We start from the raw sequence: 16,591 nt of genomic DNA, 5'->3' as shown, positions 1-16,591 counted from the left end.
TGCGAACTTCAGCATCTTGAGCATGGCTGAGCCTGTCGCTTGATTTTCTGTTTCAAGTACGATCGCCGGTATCGTTTCCCCGGCTCTGGGATTCAACCGTCGGGCCAGGACTGCGGCGTGGTATTGAAAATGCCCGCTGAGAACTTTGTACCCGCTGGCATCTCGCACCAACACCGGGGGAACCACAAACCCGCCGATCGCCAAACTCATCTCCCCAGCAATCTCTAGCTCTTGCGGGTCAAAGTTACAGGCGGGAATATCGGAACTGATGCGCTTGACCGAAACCAGCGACAGCATAAGCTTTTTGGCTGTGGCTGTCTCTACCCGTCCCCGTCCGTTATCTCCCCGGTTTGGCGGTTCATCGTCTGGCCCTGCTGTGACTGGTGCGGTTGCGGGTGTTGCGGTTTCTTCGTCAAGGTCAATCCCATTGCAGGCAAGGTGCTCTATCAAATCGAAGCCTTCCCATTGCCCGCTTAGTTCAGTTCCGGGCTTCGCGGATTCAACTTCCCAGCCGTTCCCAGTAGTCCAGAAAAGGCCAGCTTTATCCTTACCCCAAGCGAGGTTCCATCCTTTTGCATCGCTGCGACTGTTGATTAATGTACCGACCTTGATGCCGATCGCAGAAAGCTCATCTTTGATAATTAGAAATTGCCCTTTCTCCTTCACTCGTTCCCCAAAGATTGAGTCGAGCTTCTTTGCGGGTGCGGGTGTTGGTGTTGCGGGTGTTGGGACTGGTGCGGGTGTTGCGATCGATGCGTTTTTTTTGGCTGGAAGTGTTGCGGTTGCTGGTGTTGGGGCTGGTGCGGGTTTGTCGGTCTCAAACCCGGAAACCTCCAAAATCCACTCCTCAACATGGCGATCGTGACAGCCCGGAAACGTGATGATTAGGCAAGTGCGACCGTCTGCCAAGATTTCTTTGCCGACTATGCGGGCGATCGGGCAAAACGGCTTGCGGATAATATCGCCGACTTGGGCTTCTGCTGTGGGTGCTTCCCAAATTTTGATTGTGGTGGCTGTTTGAGGTGCGGTCTGTGTTAGTGTCATAATTAAGTCCTTTGTGGGGCTAGAACCACCGCTCGGCCGTCGAAAGTAGAGCGGTGGTTTGTTATGTACCTACCCTATCCTACTTTTAGGCTACTGTCAATAGGTAGGATAATTAATTTTAGGATACTAGGCAACTTATGCAACCGCCCGGATATCAGCCTCGGTGACGATTTTCTTCAACCTCGCTGCGATGGTTGCCCGTGTACCGTGCGCGCTGATTTTCTTGGCTGTTGCCAGCTTTCGGATACTTTGGATTGTCAGTTTATTAAGCATTCCCTCGATGTCTGCTGTCGCCCCTGGTGTTGGTTCGATCGGCGCGTCCGCAGTGTCTGCAACCTCGACATCAATAGCAGGCTCTGTCGGAGTTTCCGGCGCTGTGGGTGCTGTCGGTTCTGGCTCGATTTCAGGCTCTGTCGGTTCTGGTTCTGGTGCTGGGGAGAGAATGCCGATCGCCCCAGATGCGAACTTGCCCTCGATGGCTGATTGGAACGTGCCAACCTGCGACGGATCGACGTGGTGCAGCATCGCCAGTGCTGTATCTACCTGCGAGAGTGCAGATTGACACGCCTGCTCAACTGAGAGTAACTGTTGCTGATGTTCTTGCAGTTCGCTGAGTTTGGCTTGTAGCGCGGTGATTTGAGCGTTAGTGGTGTCGATCGCTGTGGCGATTTGAGCGAACTTGGCGGCGAGTAAGTTGATCATTGTAGTGTCCTATGGGTGTAGTGAAGTGTCAGCGCCGGGTGTAGTGATTCCCTTTGCTTGTGATACCAGCTTAGGCTACTTTTCTACTACCCGTCAAGTGGTGTTCTATATCAATCTCTTATGACACCAGTTAGACACCATCAGCTATCCGTATCCTACCCGTTAGACACTCTGGCGCGGTAGTAGAATAGAATGGTAGATAATTTATTAGGCAACTATTATGGCAAAGCAACCTATCCCCGCCGTCACGCAGGGGACGATCGAGCTAGAGAACGGGCAAGTGATAGAGTTAGAGTCACCCAAAGGCGCTAAGTGGCTCGCAGAGACGGTTATTGACCCGGAAACAGGCAAAGAGAAGGGGCGATCGTTCCGCTATGAATCTATGGAAGGGAGGGCTTCATTTACCGCTCGCAACCAGCCAGTTAAGGGTATCTCCTACTGGTATGCCTCTAAAAAGGTAGCCGGTGAGGTTAACAAGCTTTACATTGGTAAACCTGAAAATGTGACGATTAGGCGACTGGAAGAAGTAGCAGAAGAGATTGCAAAACCGCACAAGAAGGTAGTAGAGAAGGTAGCAGAGAAGGTAGCAGAGACAGAGCCTAAATCGGTAGGGGAAGACTCCGATAGTTGGAGGCAAGCGATCGAAGCTCAGATGATGGAGATGCAGAAAGTTTTGGAGGAATTGCGGGGAAAGTTGACTGCTTGAATGTTTCTGAGCCGGAAACACTCAAGCCTGATGATGCGGTAGGTCAAAAGTTGCCCAATGAGTTAGGCAACCTCAAGGCAGAGAATGAAGCGCTGAAGGCTGATAACGAGCGATTACAGAAGGAGTTAGCTAAGGCAGCGGAAAATTACCAGACGCTAGTAATAATAGACAGACAACTCAACCAGCAAGTAGAGGAAGCGCGATCGCAATTAGAAACGGCTAATCAAGAAATCGAATTCTTGGAGGGTGTCAATGCCCAACTGAATGAACAAGTACACGGCGAGCACGGTTTGGTTTCTAAATTGGAGTATGGAGAGGCCCACATACAGCAGCTAGAATCTAAAATCCAAAATCTAACCTCTGAGCTTGCTGATCGAGATTCAGCAGTGCAGGCAGAACTTGCAGACCTTGCCCAATTCAAGAAAGAGGCTAAGGAAGCTGCGGCAGAGGTGCATAGGGAGGGCATGGCTATCAAGGGGCTTGAGATTCAATGGCAACAGCAGGTTAGTGATGCTAAATCTGAGCTCGCCGATGCTAAGGCAATCATCCTCAAACAAAACGACAAAATCCGAGAATTGGAGCGGGGATTCAGCTTGCAACCTAGGCCTTCGGATGCTGCGACAATGAAGACTCAGAGATTAGAAATCGGGGAATTGCGATCGCAACTTGCCGACCTGCAACAAACCTCAGCACCCGCGATCGAACTCCCAGAGCCAGCCGATCTGCTTAATCAGTTGAAGGGCAAGCGGAAAAAATCTAAGGCAGAGCTTGCAGATATGGCTACAATCTTAGAAATTTTGGAGGCACAGGAATGAATGAATTTGAGCGCTTTGTAGAGGATGAGAAAGCAAAAATTGCTGAATGCCTGCGAGGCTGCGGGCGACTAGATGAGGATGGCCCCGATATACCGGGAATCAGTGGGGCTGATAGCTTAAAGGATCAATATTATTGGTTCATGCTTGGCAACAACACCCCGCCTGATCGAGATGACATCGACTGGCCCGCACTCGAAAAAGAGCTAAATGCCTTTGCTGGTGAAGTCACTGCCGAATGGATGGAACGCAAGAAAGCTCAGAATAGGCGCGAAGCCTACGAGATGGGGAGGGAGTGATGGTGCGATCGCTCCAACAAATAAAACCCCGACGCGATGCCGGGGGATTCAAATCGGGGTAATTGATAATTGGTAATTGGTAATTGGTACGCAGGAACTCGCACCTAATGCCATCTCCGAATTATAGCGGCAAGTTCGATCGCCCAAACAAAAAACCCTCTGGTATACAATCCAGAGGGTTTTGCTTTGAAATCACTGATTACACAGTAGCGCTTGGTTGTGGTGACTCAGTTGGTAGAAAGAGCTTCTGAAATTTCATCCTAATTTGTCCCGTCGGGTTCTTTGTCATTTGGATCATAAAGCCCATCAAAATCACAATAGCTGCACCCCTCCCCATCACACCGAGGGCATATAGAAAGCGGGGGATATTCAGCCTCAAAACGCGCTACAGCATCCTCTACTTGCTTCTCTAAATTTCTGGCTTCTGAGTAGCTTTTGATCGTCATTGCTGCGATTATTTCCTGAGCTTCCTGTGAGAATCCAGCGGGGATGAGTGAGAGAATTTGCTGGTTAAGTCTGTTCATCATTCCTCCCCATTTATCAGTCGATCGAGCATCGCCCGTGCCTCGGTGTATAAAGCGTGATTACGTCCCCCGCGCCGGATACCCCACAGCAGCCAGATAGTTCTTTCAAGTCCTAAATCCTCTGCAATTATCAGCTTGGCTAGCTCTAATTTCTCGTCCTGTTCCAGCGGCGAATTAGGGTAGAAAACTGCTGTTTCGAGTGTTCCAGCCAGAATGTCCGCCAGCATACCCGAAATGCGTTCCGCCCTTGTTCCGTAAGGCGTTCCGGCGTTGGGTGTGTCCTGTTCCGAGGGTGTTTTGAGTGTTCCAAGTGTTCCAAGTGTTGACTCCGAAAGCGTCGGTTTTGGGGCTGAAATTTCAACGCCAGGGGCTGAATGTTTGGCAAGTTTAACCAATGTCCGATCGGTCAAACTGCCGCCCGGTAGCTTCACCATTGCCTCAAATTTTGGGGTTGCCCGACCATTTGCACCTTGCTCTCCCAGTATCTCAATTTCTAAAAATGCCTCATCTCGCAGCGACGCAAAGCCCTTCGCATTGGCTAATCCGGCGAGGGTGCGGGCGTGGCTGATGATAATGCCAAACATCTCAACCTTGCGGATATCAGTTACCAATTGCTCGAAAAATTCCGTGCTGTTGGCGACCTTGGAACCCCACCGGGTGAACTCGTCACAAACAAAAGTTAACGGCTCAAACTTGGGGTTAGGTTCACTTTGTACTCGCTCATAACGGCGGGCAACCTCCCCAGCAAACCATGCAAGCTTGACATCGATCGCCCCGTAGTTCATGCCTCCACCAACTACCTCGCAGCCCTCCCAAGCGCCGTATGCTGCGTGAGGGTCTAGTACGATTACCCGATGCCCGACTGCCCTGCGCTTTGCAATTTCCTCGGCTGCAAAGTGGGTTTTTCCAGAGCCCGGTGCACCATAAATCAGCACCGAGGGATACCAAGAAAGATTAGGGATTTTTGGGCCTTGTGTCCGATCAGGTTCGATCGCCGCCGATGTCACGTCCTGCACTTTGTCGCCGGGGTTGTTTGTCGCATCCAATGTCGCCGTGCCAGTTAGCGTCGCCTGCTGTTGCTGTGGGTCAATGCCCAGCGACTGACAATAAGCTTCCTCAATCTCACCCTCAAAAGCCACCTCATCCGCTTCTAACAACTTCTTATATTCCATCTGAGTTTTTGCCATCTGGTAAGCTGATTCGGCCGCGTGACTAAACTCATACGCTTGATTCTGGTATCCCTTGATTTTTTGTCGAATTGGTTCCTGTTCCCCTTCATGCCGAGCAATCAGCATCACTGTCACCATCCCCCCAGTTCCGAGTAGAGCGAGTAGGATTTTAAGCCCTCCATACCCGCGCTCTAGCCCTTTGAATTCAGCTTTAGGTGGTACTAGCCACGCCGGGTTAGATTCAATCCGGTTGCCAATTCTGTACTCGATTCTGTCGTTGAATTGTAGGGCTGTGGCAACACCAAAACCCGCGACACCCAAGGCAAGCAATCCAGAAATAATCACCTGATTCTTGTTAATTAGCATTGTTCAATTTGCTCCAAACTTGTGCCACTACGAATCCGAGGGCAATTACTATCAATCCAAAGCTCAAAATGAGTAACTGAGAATTGGCAACAATCCAAGCCTGCCAAGCATCCCAGTTAGCTGCTAGCAGTGCAGTTGCGACGGCAATGAGGATTAGTTGCGATCGCACTTTGGAGGGGCCATCGGCGCTCAAAGCATACAATCCCAAGCCCAAAGAGGCGGCGGGGATGAGAATCACAGCAGCCGGAATTAGAGCTGGAATTGCCCGCACGATAAGGGATACAGACAAACCAGCGCCGAAGTAACTGCCAAACTCTCCCCAGTTTCCTGTCAATGTCCAGAAGCGCTCGATGTTGGTGATTTCTGGGGTTTTGGCTTGTGGCTGCTGTTGTTGGGGTTGTGAGTTGCCAGCACTCAAGTAGTCAAATTCTGAGGAATCAAATTCGGGTAAATACATAAGAAAAAAGCGGGCGATTAACCCGCTGATAAATTGCTATTTCTTGCCAGAGAAGAAATCAAACAAACCGCCTAAAAAGCCCTTAGAATTGCCAGCGCCAACCGGACTCATACCGCCTGAATTGCCCGCTGTGGCTGGGATAGGGTCAAAGCCTGTGGCGTTGATGTAGGCATTGAAACCAGCGCGTCGGTTCTGCATCGCGATCGCTTGTTGTGGGGATGCTTGAATCGCCCTGAGAGACTGAGCAAAGCCATTCTCTTGTATCTGTCCTTTGGCTTGGTGGTTAGCTTTGATGAGTAGCAATCGTTGCCGAAAGTCCATATTTTGCAGAGTCTGAGTGCTCGCTCCCTCGACTTTTATCAACCCCAATTCGTGCTGCAATTTTTGCTGCAAGTTAACGATTTGTTGGTCATGCTTGGCTGCTGCAATAATTGCTTTGTCCACGTACTTGTCGATTTGCAGTTTATCTGTGAGGCCGCTTTCTATCGCCTCAAGGGTTAACCGCTCTACCTCTACCGTATTTGCCCGAATCTTTACGTGGTGGCGGTTGTAGGCTGTCCTCAGTTGTTTCTGTAACTCAAGAATCTTTGCTTGTCTAGCCGCTTCATGCACTATCTCCGGTGTGAGGGGGCCAGATTGATACCCGAATTGCTTCGCCACATGAGCAGCGCCGGGGGTTTTGGCTACTCGAAAATCTATCATGATAAAATCTCCTTAGAGTGCGGTGAATCCCCCCATTAATAAGGGGGCTTTGCTTGCGGGCCAGTCGGTTTACTTTGCAAGAGGGGCCGACTGGCTTTGCATTTGGTTGAGTTTGTTGAGCTTTCGGGAAACCTGATCGAGTTCTGGCCAGCCGACGATCGGTAGGTATTCACCACGCCGCCAACTCGCAGAGAATTCGATCGCGGTATCAACATCAACACCGTGGGCGATGTACTGGCACTCTGGGAAAGCGAATTCATAAGCCACACATTCGCATCTGTCGCCAGAATCTTCATGGAAATCAGAAAATTCAAAGGGTGTCAGGTCGGCATCAGTAATCATGGTTTAGTCCCTCAAGCTATTAATTTGCCCGACAATTTCAATGCCCTTGGCATCGGCTACCCCTTCCTCTCGTAGCTGTAAAGCTGCTGCGATAATTGCGTCTTGAGGTTTGCTAGCCGTCACATTAAAATGCCGGGTTGTGTTGCACTCACGACGTATTTTCACTTTGTAAAAAGCCATCTCTAAGCCTCCTGTAAATTAGCTAAGCCTGCTTTGACTTCCTCAGTAAATCCCAGTCGCACCTCGGCCGCAGCCTGTTTGCCGAGGGCCCGACCGAGCTCGCGGTAATTACTCAAAAGGCCCGACTTGAGGGAGCTAATTTGAGTCAGGTTAGTATCTGCGACTGTGCTGGCAGTGGTGGCGATTTGGGTATGCTCTCCCAGAAATACGATCGCACTGCTAGACCCGGAATCAGACGGTGCAGACTTTTCTACCATTTTTCTGAGCTCGCCAAACTTCCCAGTATTCAGCAGTTCGATCGCATCCATCGCCAATTGCGAGTATTCGGTTGCGCGGGCACTGCCACGGCGAAGGGTTTTTAAATCGATACTGTAGATGTTGGTCAATTTGGCGATCGCCTTCTGCAAGGCTGCTTTATTAAGATTCAGCGCGCCTTGCACTTGCGTGGCTGTGTACCATGTGTCAATCGATTCTGAGGAAGAGGAATCGATTTGCTCGGCTTCAACGTCTATCACTGTCTGGTTTTCGGGTTCCATAGGGTTGTCTGGTTTAGGGGATTGATTTGAAATCGATTGAGAATCGATTCGTCCTGGTTGTTAGCATAACACATCACATCATCATGTCAACAGGTATGATGATAGATAGACAGGAACCAGCAGAACAGGAGATGATGTGATGGAAGGAATGAGATATGAGTTAATGAGTAAAAAATTAAATGCTGTGATTCCTGATGAAACGTGGGAAGCACTAGACGAAATAGCCAGTAGGGAGATGCGTACAAAGAGCCAGATGGCCGCAATACTGCTAGCAGAAGCCATCGCCGAGTATCGCAAGCGAAACCCATTGAAGGTTTTAGAGTCCGATCGCCCCGACGGCCCGCAGCCCCCAGAAAACAAACCCGCATCGGCAACAAAAGCCAAGCGGGGCAAAGAAAGCAAGGAAGCTAGCTAATGTCTAGCTGTTGTCTAGCAAAGGAGGAAACTTAGTGACCGAATCAGTCAGAGCCGTCAGAGCCTCGGTACAAATAGGCTCCCTCACAGTCGATGGGTTCATGCTGCCAGACGGCGACTACCGGATGAGCCAAACACAGGCGGCCGAATGTGTTGCCTTGAAGGTTCAGAACGTCTCAGATTTTTTGCGTTCAAAGGCATTCAAAGCTTTAGCAGGAGAAGGTTATACGCCTCAGATTTCTGAAATAGAACCAGCAGACGAACAACTAAGAGGTCAGTCCCGGATTAATGCGCTACCTCTCGCAGTCGTCAGAAAGTATTGGCTCTGGCAAGCTCACAGAGGCAACAAACAAGCCCTAGCTCTCGTAGATGCACTGATGGCTGAAACTTTGGAGCGTCGGTTTGATGAAGCTTTCGGCGTTATCCGCACCGAACAGGAGCGAAACGAACTCCTCAGTCAGCGGGTTCAAGAGTTAGAGCGCGATATCAGAGAGGCTTTTTGGGTGGAGGATGAAGCCAGAACCGAACGCGACTACTATGAACGCCTGCTTAGAGAAAATGGTATTGACCCGTGGGGCATTCCGAAGGCGAGCGATGAGTCTGGTTAGTTCTTGCGATCTATTAAGTGTGGAAAAGTGGGGATTTTTGGGCGATCGGCTAATGTTCAGTGGCTTGTTTGCAGATTGCTTACGAACTACAAATACCACTTTACGTAAAGTGGTATTTGCGTCGCTACGTAAACGGCGGGGCTTAGCTTTTGCTCGGACTTAGGAGCGTCTTGACGGTGGCGAATAGCTGATATTTTACTCGGTGTTTGTCACTGCAAAAACTGCTTTTGCAGGATCTCTCGAAAGATTCTTTCCCCAAGCTGTCCGATCGGCGGTGCAAGGATTTTTGGCAAAACAGCGCTCAAAACAATCGATCGCAATCGAGGATAGCCAGCCACAATCGGACAATTTGTGTATTTACCGCAAATTTGCTATCACAACTGCATTTTATATATTAGAATGGCATCAGTAATCTCAACGCCGATTGTGACGCTATGTTGCCATCTCCAACCTATAAATACCAAAAATCTTTCTCGATCTCTGCGGAAGTGATCCAGGGAGTAGAGGCGGCCTCAAAACACTTGGGAGTTAGCCGTTCGTACTTCATCCAGAATGCTTTAGAAACCTATTTAAAGCATTTCAATATGCAGTTGGAGAGGCTTGAAAAATCAGAAACACAAGAAGAAACCGTAGCAGCTTAGGGCTTCCACGGCTTTTAATTGTTTGAAATTGTTTAAATATACACCCAACTTTGTTGCTAGTCTTGGCGGATAATCAACAAAGTTGGACTCTTCCACATCAGAGATGAGGCTAATAGTCTAATTATGAACCATAACGACTTTGATCATGCAGTAGGTGTAATCAAAAAGTGGAATTCGTTCCCTCAAAACGCTAGACGCGGTGCTAGCCCTTGCTTTGCGGGATTCTTCAACAATACATCTGTTCAAAAAAACTTTTCTAAATCTGGAAGCCCCGACTATCACTCGATTCTACCACAATCTCCCCTAACTACGCAAGCAAACCGGGGATTTTGTGCAGTTAGCTTTGCAATGGTTGAGGGTGCGGTATGAACCCTCAAGAATTAGAAACTACGGTAAGTACACCAGGCAGCCGGGAATTAGAGATAGATACCGCACTCCCCCAGTCGATCGATCTCGCAGCCTTCGGGATACTATGCAGCTTGCCTGAGATTTTCGAGCTCACCCCAGAGCATGAAGCTCAAATCGAAAGCAGAGGCTTACTCAATAAGTGGGGCCGCAAGTGCTGTCACAGCGCCACCAGAGAGCAAGCGGCACTTTGTGGGATTACCTCTAAATCGGGAGGCATCCTATTTGTGGGAGCCAATAAGCAGGTACAGCTCCGGCCCGATATCCCTAAGAAGGATAAGAATGGCAAGGATCGGAAATATGATTCTCCTGTGGGGGAATTTGATGCCCTTCTCCCTCCATCCCCCGATAACCCGCTGTACTGGGAGATTGAATCTCTGAAGCGCGAGGCGTTCTACATCAATGAGCATCCCTATATTCTCATCACCGAGGGAGTATTCAAAGCGATCGCCGGGTGCAACAACGGCTACCCTACAGCCTCCTTACTGGGAGTAGAACAGGGACTTACAGGAAGTAAACGCGACCCCGAAAAACAGCGCTTTCTAGTCCCTGCCTTGAGAAAATTAGCAGAGGCTGGCTTCGGCTTTATCATTGCCTTTGATGCCGATGCTCTGGATAATCCCGATATCCAGGCGGCTGAGAAAAAGCTAGCTAAGCAATTGGCTAAATTTGGTGTACCCGTGCGATCGATTACCGGATGCTGGGAGAAGGCATCGGAGATCGAAGGCGGCGAGGTGAAAAATACTAAAGGGATGGATGATTTCATTCAAAACAAAGGGATTGAGGAATTTAAAGCAATCCTCATTAAAGCCAAGCTGTTCGGAGAGGGAGAGAGCGATGATGCTGAAGAGCCGAAAAAGGATAAACCCCCCTCACCCCAAACAACAGCATCCCGAATTGCTGAGGATTACGGGCATAAATGGAAGTACCACAATGAACAGAAAACTTGGAGAATCTGGACAGGTAAGGAATGGGAAAAAATAGAAATAGGCAACTTTGAATCCCTACTCCTGACAGTAATCGAAGCTAAAAATATTAGCTACGGGAAAAACAGTTACCTATCTGATGTGTTGCAAATTTTGACCAAGAAGCTACGTGTTGCGAGGTGGCACATCTGGGATAGAAAGCGCTATATCAGCTTTAGCAATTATGTACTAGATGCCCACACAGGCAAGAAGCTGGAACACTCACCAGGCATGGGTTTTACTTCACATTTACCATTTGAATATAAGCCATTGACGGGAACATCTACGGATGCGATCGAAACACTCCGCAACAATTGCCCGAACACCTACCGCTGGATGAATACGGCGATGAAAGGCGATCGCCAGAAAATCCTCAAACTACTGGCAATTGTCAATGGTCTGCTTAAATTCCGATTCTTTGACTTGCAGATGTTTGTTCACCTAATCGGAAAACCGGGAAGTGGTAAGGGTACATTTATTCGATTGCTTCAGAAAATCGTAGGCCGGGAGAATTGGAAGGGATGCAAACTAAAGCATTTAGATGATGGCTCCACAATGGCCAGCATCATTGATAAGCAGCTCGTAACGTGTCCAGACGAGCGCACAGCTACAGGTGTAGACGCGATATTGTCGCTGACTGGCGGCGATGCTATTAGCTACCGGGAAGTGTACCAGCCAGCCGCCGACGCTTTCTTCTACGGCTTGTTAATTGTGGGAAGCAACAATCCAATCTTTGTGGGCGACACTACCGGGCTAGACCGCCGATTGTGCCTGATACACTTTGACAATCCATTACCCACAGCACTGCGAGATTCAAAAGTAGAAGACGGTATGGATGCAGAAATATCGCAACTCATCGCCGTAGCTCTTAGCCTCTCCGATAGCAAGGTTAGCGAAAATATTCAAGGTATTGGCAAAAATCAGATCGCAGAATTCAAATTCCAAGAATGGGAGATGAAGTTACAAACCAATAGCGTCGCCGCCCATTTTGATGATTGCTTAATCGTAGACCCGACTGCCTCCACACCTTCCGGCAAACTTTACGAACACTACAAAGCTTGGTGCGACTCCAATCTCAAGGCGGTATCCCATATCAAATATCCCAAGATGCTCTTGGAACTGTGCACAGACTACCTCGAATTTAGGGGGATTAAGTGGCAGCGCTCTGGCGGTCGGAGTTGGTTCGAGGGATTGAGACTTCGATCGGACGGTGAAACCGCGCCAACTCACTCCGATTCACTCTCAGCGCTTATCCCAACTGAGACGGGGTTTAACGGGGTTAGTACGGGGTTAGTACGGGGTTCAGAACCCTTGCCAGACGGGAATTACAGCGATTTACGGGGTTTAGGTGGTGAAAACATTTCAGAAAAAACTCAAAACACTGCAACTCAAGACAAAGCACAAATTAACGTGCAAGAAACAAAGGAAAAACTAGAAAAAGTTGATTTGAACCCCGTAAACCCCGTAAGAAACCCGGAACCCTTGCCAATAGAGGCTTTAAACCCCGTAGCAAACCCCGTAAGAACCCCGTGTGAACCCCATCAAACCCCGTCAAGCTCGATCGAACAGCCAGAGCCAGCCACACAGTCGATCGCGTCGATCACATCGGTGATGAATTGGAATGTCGGCGATCGAGTAAAGGTTTCCGCTGAGTATCCTACTCAGCAGTACAGAGGCGAACGAGCTACTGTAGTTAAGGTGTGGCCTGATGGGCTGTGCCGGATTAAGCTTGATCGCGAGATTGCAATCCTCGAAAGTAAACCTACAAAGCAGTTCGACCTTAATGGGTGTTACTTGGTGATCTTGTCACCAGAACCGACACCGGAAACAGCGCCAGAACCCACACCAGAAGCGATATCAACACCAGAAGCGATATCAACACCAGAAGCGATATCAACACCAGAAGCGACATCAACACCAGAAGCGACATCAACACCAGAAGCGACATCAACACCAGAGCCAGAGGCAGAAGTTACACCAGAACCAACACCAGAACCAACACCAGAACCAACACCAGAACCAACACCAGAACCGACACCCGCACCAGAACCGACACCAGCGCCAGCCCCAACAACATCGAGGGAGTTTGAGATTGGGGATAGGGTGATCGTGACTGAACACGGCGACCGCTTACATAAGGGAGTAGTCGGAGCGATTGGAAAAAAAGGAACACTGGTTGACGGAACCTGGTATCAGGTGCGCTTAGATAAAAAATCGCGAGGGCAGTCGGCTATTCGGGTAATCATTCCGACCAAACCCGACGGACTCATCTACTTAATGCCGGAGCCGAAAAAGCCATGAGGATAGAATCAGTCCGATCGACCCTCGACCCCGCCAGTCACCCCGAATGCTTAGAATTCATTCGTGTCGCCATTGCCGAAGCCGATCGCCCAACAGCGCATCAAGTCGCCGCCATTCTCAAAGATTGCTGCGAGAGGGGATATACCGATCGGGCCGCTATCTGGCAGAGCCTCACACCGGATGAGCAAATCGCATTTACCGCGCTGCTGAGATAGTCGAGTTTTGTCGATCGTACTTTCACCAGTCGATCGGCAATTCCGGCAACTATATCGGGATAGTAGTATTTGCTCTAAAACCTTATCCTGTATAGCTTTTAGCGCTTTTTTGTGCTATAATAAAAGGCAGAAATAAGCCAAGAATTAAGCCCAATTAAGCCAATTAAGCGAATCGTAAATAAAATTAAGCGAAAACTATGGAATTCCTCAATTTTCGGGGGCAACAGCTTGAGGCCACTATTGTCAGCACTGGCGGGCAAGATTTTGTGATTGCGGCTGTGGGCGATCGGATGGATGCCACGGCGACAAGGATTTACGCACAGCAGAAGATTGATATAGTAGCGGGGCTGGAAGTGATGGAGATAGCTACGGGCACGAGATACAAGGTGTTGTCTCCCCCCGAAGGCTTCATGCGGCAAGTGATGATCAAAGATATCGCCCGCAACCTTACCCCGATCGCCGTGACTGAGGATGTGCTCAGGCAGAAATATCGTTTTATGTCTGCGTGAGTTTTGGCGTCAAAATATGTCAAGAAAAGTCAAACCCGCACGGTTATATATTTGATATATATTTGATGTAGCTTCAATATAAATTTGATATAAATTTGATGTAATTTTGATGTAACTCTTATATTTTCTTATATTTTCTTATGCGAGCGCTACCGTGTTAGGGTATTTGGACTGACGATTAAATGCACTGTTTGCTCGATCGGCCAACAGCTAGTCAGTCCTGAACAGCAGGGCTTCCCTAGAAACGAGAGCAAGCGTATTGCAAGATTGCTGCTGCTATCGTGTCCTTCATGGGCACGTTTGCCTCTTTGTAGGCGCTCTCTAGGGGAATTCGCCGAACAAAAGCACCGCGAGCGGTTACTACTTCAGCACTCTGTAATGCGAGAGTTCCCTGGAAGCAGTCAGCTTGATACCGTGCGCCCCTTAACGAGGCTCCTTGAGAAGAAGTGGTTACAGTGCGGAAGCTGTTTGTCTTGACCCCGGAGTCAAATACTTGCTTCTGAGATGAGACATCGAAATAAATTTGCTCGTCATCTTCGTTTGTCGCTATTTTTACCCATTGTTCTGGTTGCCTTTGAGCGTGAACCGTAGTTGTAGCCATAACGCTTAAGATTGACGCTGCAACTATTTTGATTGACTTGTGCATTTTGTTTTGCCCTTACCAAAATCAATACTTAGAAAAAGTGTATGGGAAGATGGTTTCTGTCACTCATCAATAATTAATGTTTGGAGACAGATAGACCCCTACTCGCTGGTGCTGACATTAACGAGCAAGCTGATCGCCCTGGTCGCCAAGTCTTGACAGTTCCGTTTTGGTGCGGAACTGTCCAATCGCCTCCTAATCCAGATACAGGGAGCTACTTTAAAATGGCGCAAAGATACGAACTATGGTTTCAATCCGGTCTGCGATTTAGAAACTAGCCGATCGCCCTCAAACACAATAACCATGCTGCCACCTTCCCCAGCTTGCCATTCGTAAGTTTTAGCCGATCCACTGCTAGCGACTTCCTTGCCCTCCCAACCAAGAATGTTTGCAACATCGGTAGGACTCATGCCTTGAGAAAAACATTTTTCAAAGGTTTCTCGAATCAGTGCTTGATAAGGCAAATTGCAAACATCCGTCTCCTTCGGCGGGTAGCCCAATTTGACGGCGATGGGATTGGGTGTAACCCCAGCAGACGAAGCTTGCGGAATCTCATCACGAGACTTACCAGAAGCGATGATATCCAGAACTGCTGTTTGATCGGATGTTTGCCCATATGTTGTACCCAAGATTGGTATTTCTTTGCGCTTGAAGCCAGAGGAAGAGGCGGGTAGTGCTGGTGATGCGGAAGATGTCGGTGGTTCGGTTGAAGATTGGGTTGCTTGTTCCCCTGACGGTTTCTCGCCACCGCATCCGGCAACGAGAGCCACAAAAAGCAATCCCGCAACGGCGGTAAAAAATACCTTGCCTTTACTCAGAGAGGTAGTCAAAGCCATAAATTTGATTATCAAAATAGCATCCCTGCGATATTATCAGCATCCAGGGCGCGGCTAACCTATATCAGAAGCCGACTGATTGAACTAATAATCTCCGTGCGTTTACGCCGGAGAGTTCAAATTTCCGGTAATTGGGTCTAGCCGATCGCCCATCAAGTCGCCAAGTACAAACCACTAGAATCATTCGGCTTAGCGTGTAAGTATTTCGAGGTTGTCGCAACCGACGCATGACCCAAAGTTTGAGAGAGCAAGTGAATCGGGGCCCCACGGTTGAGAGCATGAGAAGCGTGGCAGTGCCTCAGCCAGTGAGCGCTAGTTTTCTCAGAGATACCCGCATGGATAGCAGCTTCCTTGACCAAGTTCGTAACCGACACCCTATGCAGTCGGCCGCCGTTGGTGTTTTTCCGGCTCCTGAAAATTGGATCAGAGTTCCCCGCGTCAGATCGACTCTTCAAAATTTCTCGATACAACGACGCAGGCAAAAGCACGACGCGAGTCTTGCCGCCCTTGCCATAAATCAAGAGTTGTCCGCTCTCTCCGTTGGGAGTCAAGTCCTCCCAGTTCAGCCCACACAACTCTGACACCCGAAGTCCCGCATAGTAAAAAGTTTTGAGAATCAGCTTATTGCGATCGCACGGCTCCAGCGCAATCATCGTCATCACTTCGAGTTCGGATAGGATTTTCTGGGAGAGAGTATCCTTCGGCTTGGGCGTAGTCAAGGCGGCCGCAGCATTGACGGGAATTAACCCTGTGCGGTGAGCAAAAGATAGTAGACTTTTCACAACAGATATATAGGTACGACGGGAGGAAGGGGATAGCTCCTTTCCCTCCAAAGTATCAGAGAAGCTTTGGAAATCTTGGAGAGTCAGCCATTGCAGGGGCTTGTCAGTGGTGGCTAGTAACAGGTTGGCAACACGACGGTAGAGAGCCGCCGTATTTTTAGACTTGCCATGTACCCATAAATCAATCAATTGGGCGGTGGCAGTGCCGGCTGCGATGATTTGTGGGGCGGGTTGATTGGAAATTGCTAGAGTCATTTTGGGCATTCCTGAATGTTACATTAGTGCTGTTATGTAAGATTGAACGACTTTTAAATGCCCCATCCGTTTTGTCTGGGATGGGGCCACAGCCTCTACGCTGCGAACTTCAGCATCTTGAGCATGGCTGAGCCTGTCGCTTGATTTTCTGTTTCAAGTACGATCGCCGGTATCGTTT

At 49.1% G+C, this 16,591-nt stretch carries 22 protein-coding genes; 10 read left to right on the top strand and 12 right to left on the bottom strand.

All coding sequences use genetic code 11. The features are described 5' to 3' along the window. Both QUB68_RS29715 and QUB68_RS29710 read right to left on the bottom strand, forming a co-directional pair. Positions 1-1,044 (bottom strand): hypothetical protein (locus QUB68_RS29715; protein ID WP_332998520.1); only part of this gene is annotated, 1,044 nt, incomplete at its 3' end. Between the two features lie 135 nt (positions 1,045-1,179). Continuing rightward, complete coding sequence (locus tag QUB68_RS29710; RefSeq protein WP_332998519.1) at positions 1,180-1,746, bottom strand: hypothetical protein; 567 nt, start codon at positions 1,744-1,746, stop codon at positions 1,180-1,182. A 220-nt stretch (positions 1,747-1,966) separates the two neighbouring features. Between QUB68_RS29710 and QUB68_RS29705 the strand changes: the two genes are divergently transcribed. From QUB68_RS29705 to QUB68_RS29695, 3 genes are read left to right on the top strand one after another with little or no spacing between them, the layout of a single operon-like run. Continuing rightward, positions 1,967-2,452, top strand: a complete 486-nt coding sequence (locus QUB68_RS29705; protein WP_332998517.1) for a hypothetical protein — start codon at positions 1,967-1,969, stop codon at positions 2,450-2,452. Further along, the gene (locus QUB68_RS29700) at positions 2,374-3,267 is read left to right on the top strand and encodes a hypothetical protein (RefSeq protein ID WP_332998516.1); all 894 of its coding nucleotides are present in this window, start codon (positions 2,374-2,376) and stop codon (positions 3,265-3,267) included. The genes QUB68_RS29705 and QUB68_RS29700 overlap by 79 nt, the downstream gene beginning before the upstream one ends. Continuing rightward, the gene (locus QUB68_RS29695; RefSeq protein ID WP_332998514.1) at positions 3,264-3,563 is read left to right on the top strand and encodes a hypothetical protein; all 300 of its coding nucleotides are present in this window, start codon (positions 3,264-3,266) and stop codon (positions 3,561-3,563) included. The genes QUB68_RS29700 and QUB68_RS29695 overlap by 4 nt, the downstream gene beginning before the upstream one ends. Positions 3,564-3,823: 260 nt before the next feature. Here QUB68_RS29695 and QUB68_RS29690 read toward each other — a convergent pair whose 3' ends face one another. The 7 genes from QUB68_RS29690 to QUB68_RS29660 all read right to left on the bottom strand — a co-directional run bounded on the left by QUB68_RS29690 (position 3,824) and on the right by QUB68_RS29660 (position 7,839). After that, positions 3,824-4,090 (bottom strand): hypothetical protein, encoded by a 267-nt coding sequence (locus QUB68_RS29690; protein WP_332998513.1) that lies wholly within the window; start codon positions 4,088-4,090, stop codon positions 3,824-3,826. Further along, positions 4,087-5,622 (bottom strand): type IV secretory system conjugative DNA transfer family protein, encoded by a 1,536-nt coding sequence (locus QUB68_RS29685; RefSeq protein WP_332998511.1) that lies wholly within the window; start codon positions 5,620-5,622, stop codon positions 4,087-4,089. Before QUB68_RS29685 ends, QUB68_RS29690 begins: the two co-directional genes overlap by 4 nt. Continuing rightward, positions 5,612-6,079: a hypothetical protein gene (locus tag QUB68_RS29680; protein ID WP_332998510.1), complete on the bottom strand. Its 468-nt coding sequence runs from the start codon at positions 6,077-6,079 to the stop codon at positions 5,612-5,614. The genes QUB68_RS29685 and QUB68_RS29680 overlap by 11 nt, the downstream gene beginning before the upstream one ends. 36 nt (positions 6,080-6,115) lie before the next feature. Then, a complete protein-coding gene (locus QUB68_RS29675; protein ID WP_332998509.1) occupies positions 6,116-6,781 on the bottom strand; it encodes a hypothetical protein in 666 nt (221 codons plus the stop codon). A gap of 69 nt (positions 6,782-6,850) precedes the next feature. Further along, positions 6,851-7,123, bottom strand: a complete 273-nt coding sequence (locus QUB68_RS29670) for a hypothetical protein (RefSeq protein ID WP_332998508.1) — start codon at positions 7,121-7,123, stop codon at positions 6,851-6,853. 3 nt (positions 7,124-7,126) lie between these two features. After that, positions 7,127-7,303 carry a hypothetical protein gene (locus QUB68_RS29665; RefSeq protein ID WP_332998507.1) on the bottom strand — a complete coding sequence of 59 codons (177 nt, stop codon included), beginning with the start codon at positions 7,301-7,303 and terminating at the stop codon, positions 7,127-7,129. Positions 7,304-7,305: 2 nt separating this feature from the next. Beyond that, positions 7,306-7,839: a hypothetical protein gene (locus QUB68_RS29660; protein WP_332998506.1), complete on the bottom strand. Its 534-nt coding sequence runs from the start codon at positions 7,837-7,839 to the stop codon at positions 7,306-7,308. A 163-nt stretch (positions 7,840-8,002) separates the two neighbouring features. Here QUB68_RS29660 and QUB68_RS29655 point away from each other — a divergent pair, with 163 nt between their 5' ends. The 7 genes from QUB68_RS29655 to QUB68_RS29625 all read left to right on the top strand — a co-directional run bounded on the left by QUB68_RS29655 (position 8,003) and on the right by QUB68_RS29625 (position 13,897). Then, positions 8,003-8,254 (top strand): ribbon-helix-helix domain-containing protein, encoded by a 252-nt coding sequence (locus QUB68_RS29655; RefSeq protein ID WP_332998505.1) that lies wholly within the window; start codon positions 8,003-8,005, stop codon positions 8,252-8,254. Positions 8,255-8,288: 34 nt separating this feature from the next. After that, on the top strand, positions 8,289-8,861 hold the full coding sequence (locus tag QUB68_RS29650; protein WP_332998504.1) for a hypothetical protein: 573 nt from the start codon (positions 8,289-8,291) through the stop codon (positions 8,859-8,861). Between the two features lie 202 nt (positions 8,862-9,063). Further along, complete coding sequence (locus QUB68_RS29645; RefSeq protein WP_332998503.1) at positions 9,064-9,273, top strand: hypothetical protein; 210 nt, start codon at positions 9,064-9,066, stop codon at positions 9,271-9,273. A 22-nt stretch (positions 9,274-9,295) separates the two neighbouring features. After that, complete coding sequence (locus QUB68_RS29640; protein ID WP_332998502.1) at positions 9,296-9,502, top strand: hypothetical protein; 207 nt, start codon at positions 9,296-9,298, stop codon at positions 9,500-9,502. A 365-nt stretch (positions 9,503-9,867) separates the two neighbouring features. Next, positions 9,868-13,173 carry a DUF3854 domain-containing protein gene (locus tag QUB68_RS29635; protein WP_332998501.1) on the top strand — a complete coding sequence of 1,102 codons (3,306 nt, stop codon included), beginning with the start codon at positions 9,868-9,870 and terminating at the stop codon, positions 13,171-13,173. Continuing rightward, positions 13,170-13,388 (top strand): hypothetical protein, encoded by a 219-nt coding sequence (locus tag QUB68_RS29630; RefSeq protein ID WP_332998499.1) that lies wholly within the window; start codon positions 13,170-13,172, stop codon positions 13,386-13,388. The genes QUB68_RS29635 and QUB68_RS29630 overlap by 4 nt, the downstream gene beginning before the upstream one ends. 197 nt (positions 13,389-13,585) lie before the next feature. After that, positions 13,586-13,897, top strand: coding sequence for a hypothetical protein (locus tag QUB68_RS29625; RefSeq protein WP_332998498.1), 312 nt, complete (start codon positions 13,586-13,588; stop codon positions 13,895-13,897). 238 nt (positions 13,898-14,135) lie between these two features. On the opposite strand, the gene QUB68_RS29620 is transcribed toward QUB68_RS29625, so the two are convergent. The 3 genes from QUB68_RS29620 to QUB68_RS29610 all read right to left on the bottom strand — a co-directional run bounded on the left by QUB68_RS29620 (position 14,136) and on the right by QUB68_RS29610 (position 16,413). Beyond that, positions 14,136-14,543 (bottom strand): hypothetical protein, encoded by a 408-nt coding sequence (locus QUB68_RS29620; RefSeq protein WP_332998497.1) that lies wholly within the window; start codon positions 14,541-14,543, stop codon positions 14,136-14,138. Between the two features lie 239 nt (positions 14,544-14,782). Next, positions 14,783-15,376, bottom strand: coding sequence for a hypothetical protein (locus QUB68_RS29615; protein WP_332998496.1), 594 nt, complete (start codon positions 15,374-15,376; stop codon positions 14,783-14,785). Between the two features lie 152 nt (positions 15,377-15,528). Then, positions 15,529-16,413, bottom strand: a complete 885-nt coding sequence (locus QUB68_RS29610) for a tyrosine-type recombinase/integrase (RefSeq protein WP_332998495.1) — start codon at positions 16,411-16,413, stop codon at positions 15,529-15,531. Positions 16,414-16,591: the final 178 nt, after the last annotated feature.

The organism is Microcoleus sp. A006_D1 (genome assembly GCF_036702805.1).
Taxonomy (GTDB): Bacteria; Cyanobacteriota; Cyanobacteriia; order Cyanobacteriales; family Microcoleaceae; genus Microcoleus.
Note: the sequence above shows the minus strand (reverse complement) of the source record. Positions and strands in the feature narration are given on the sequence as shown.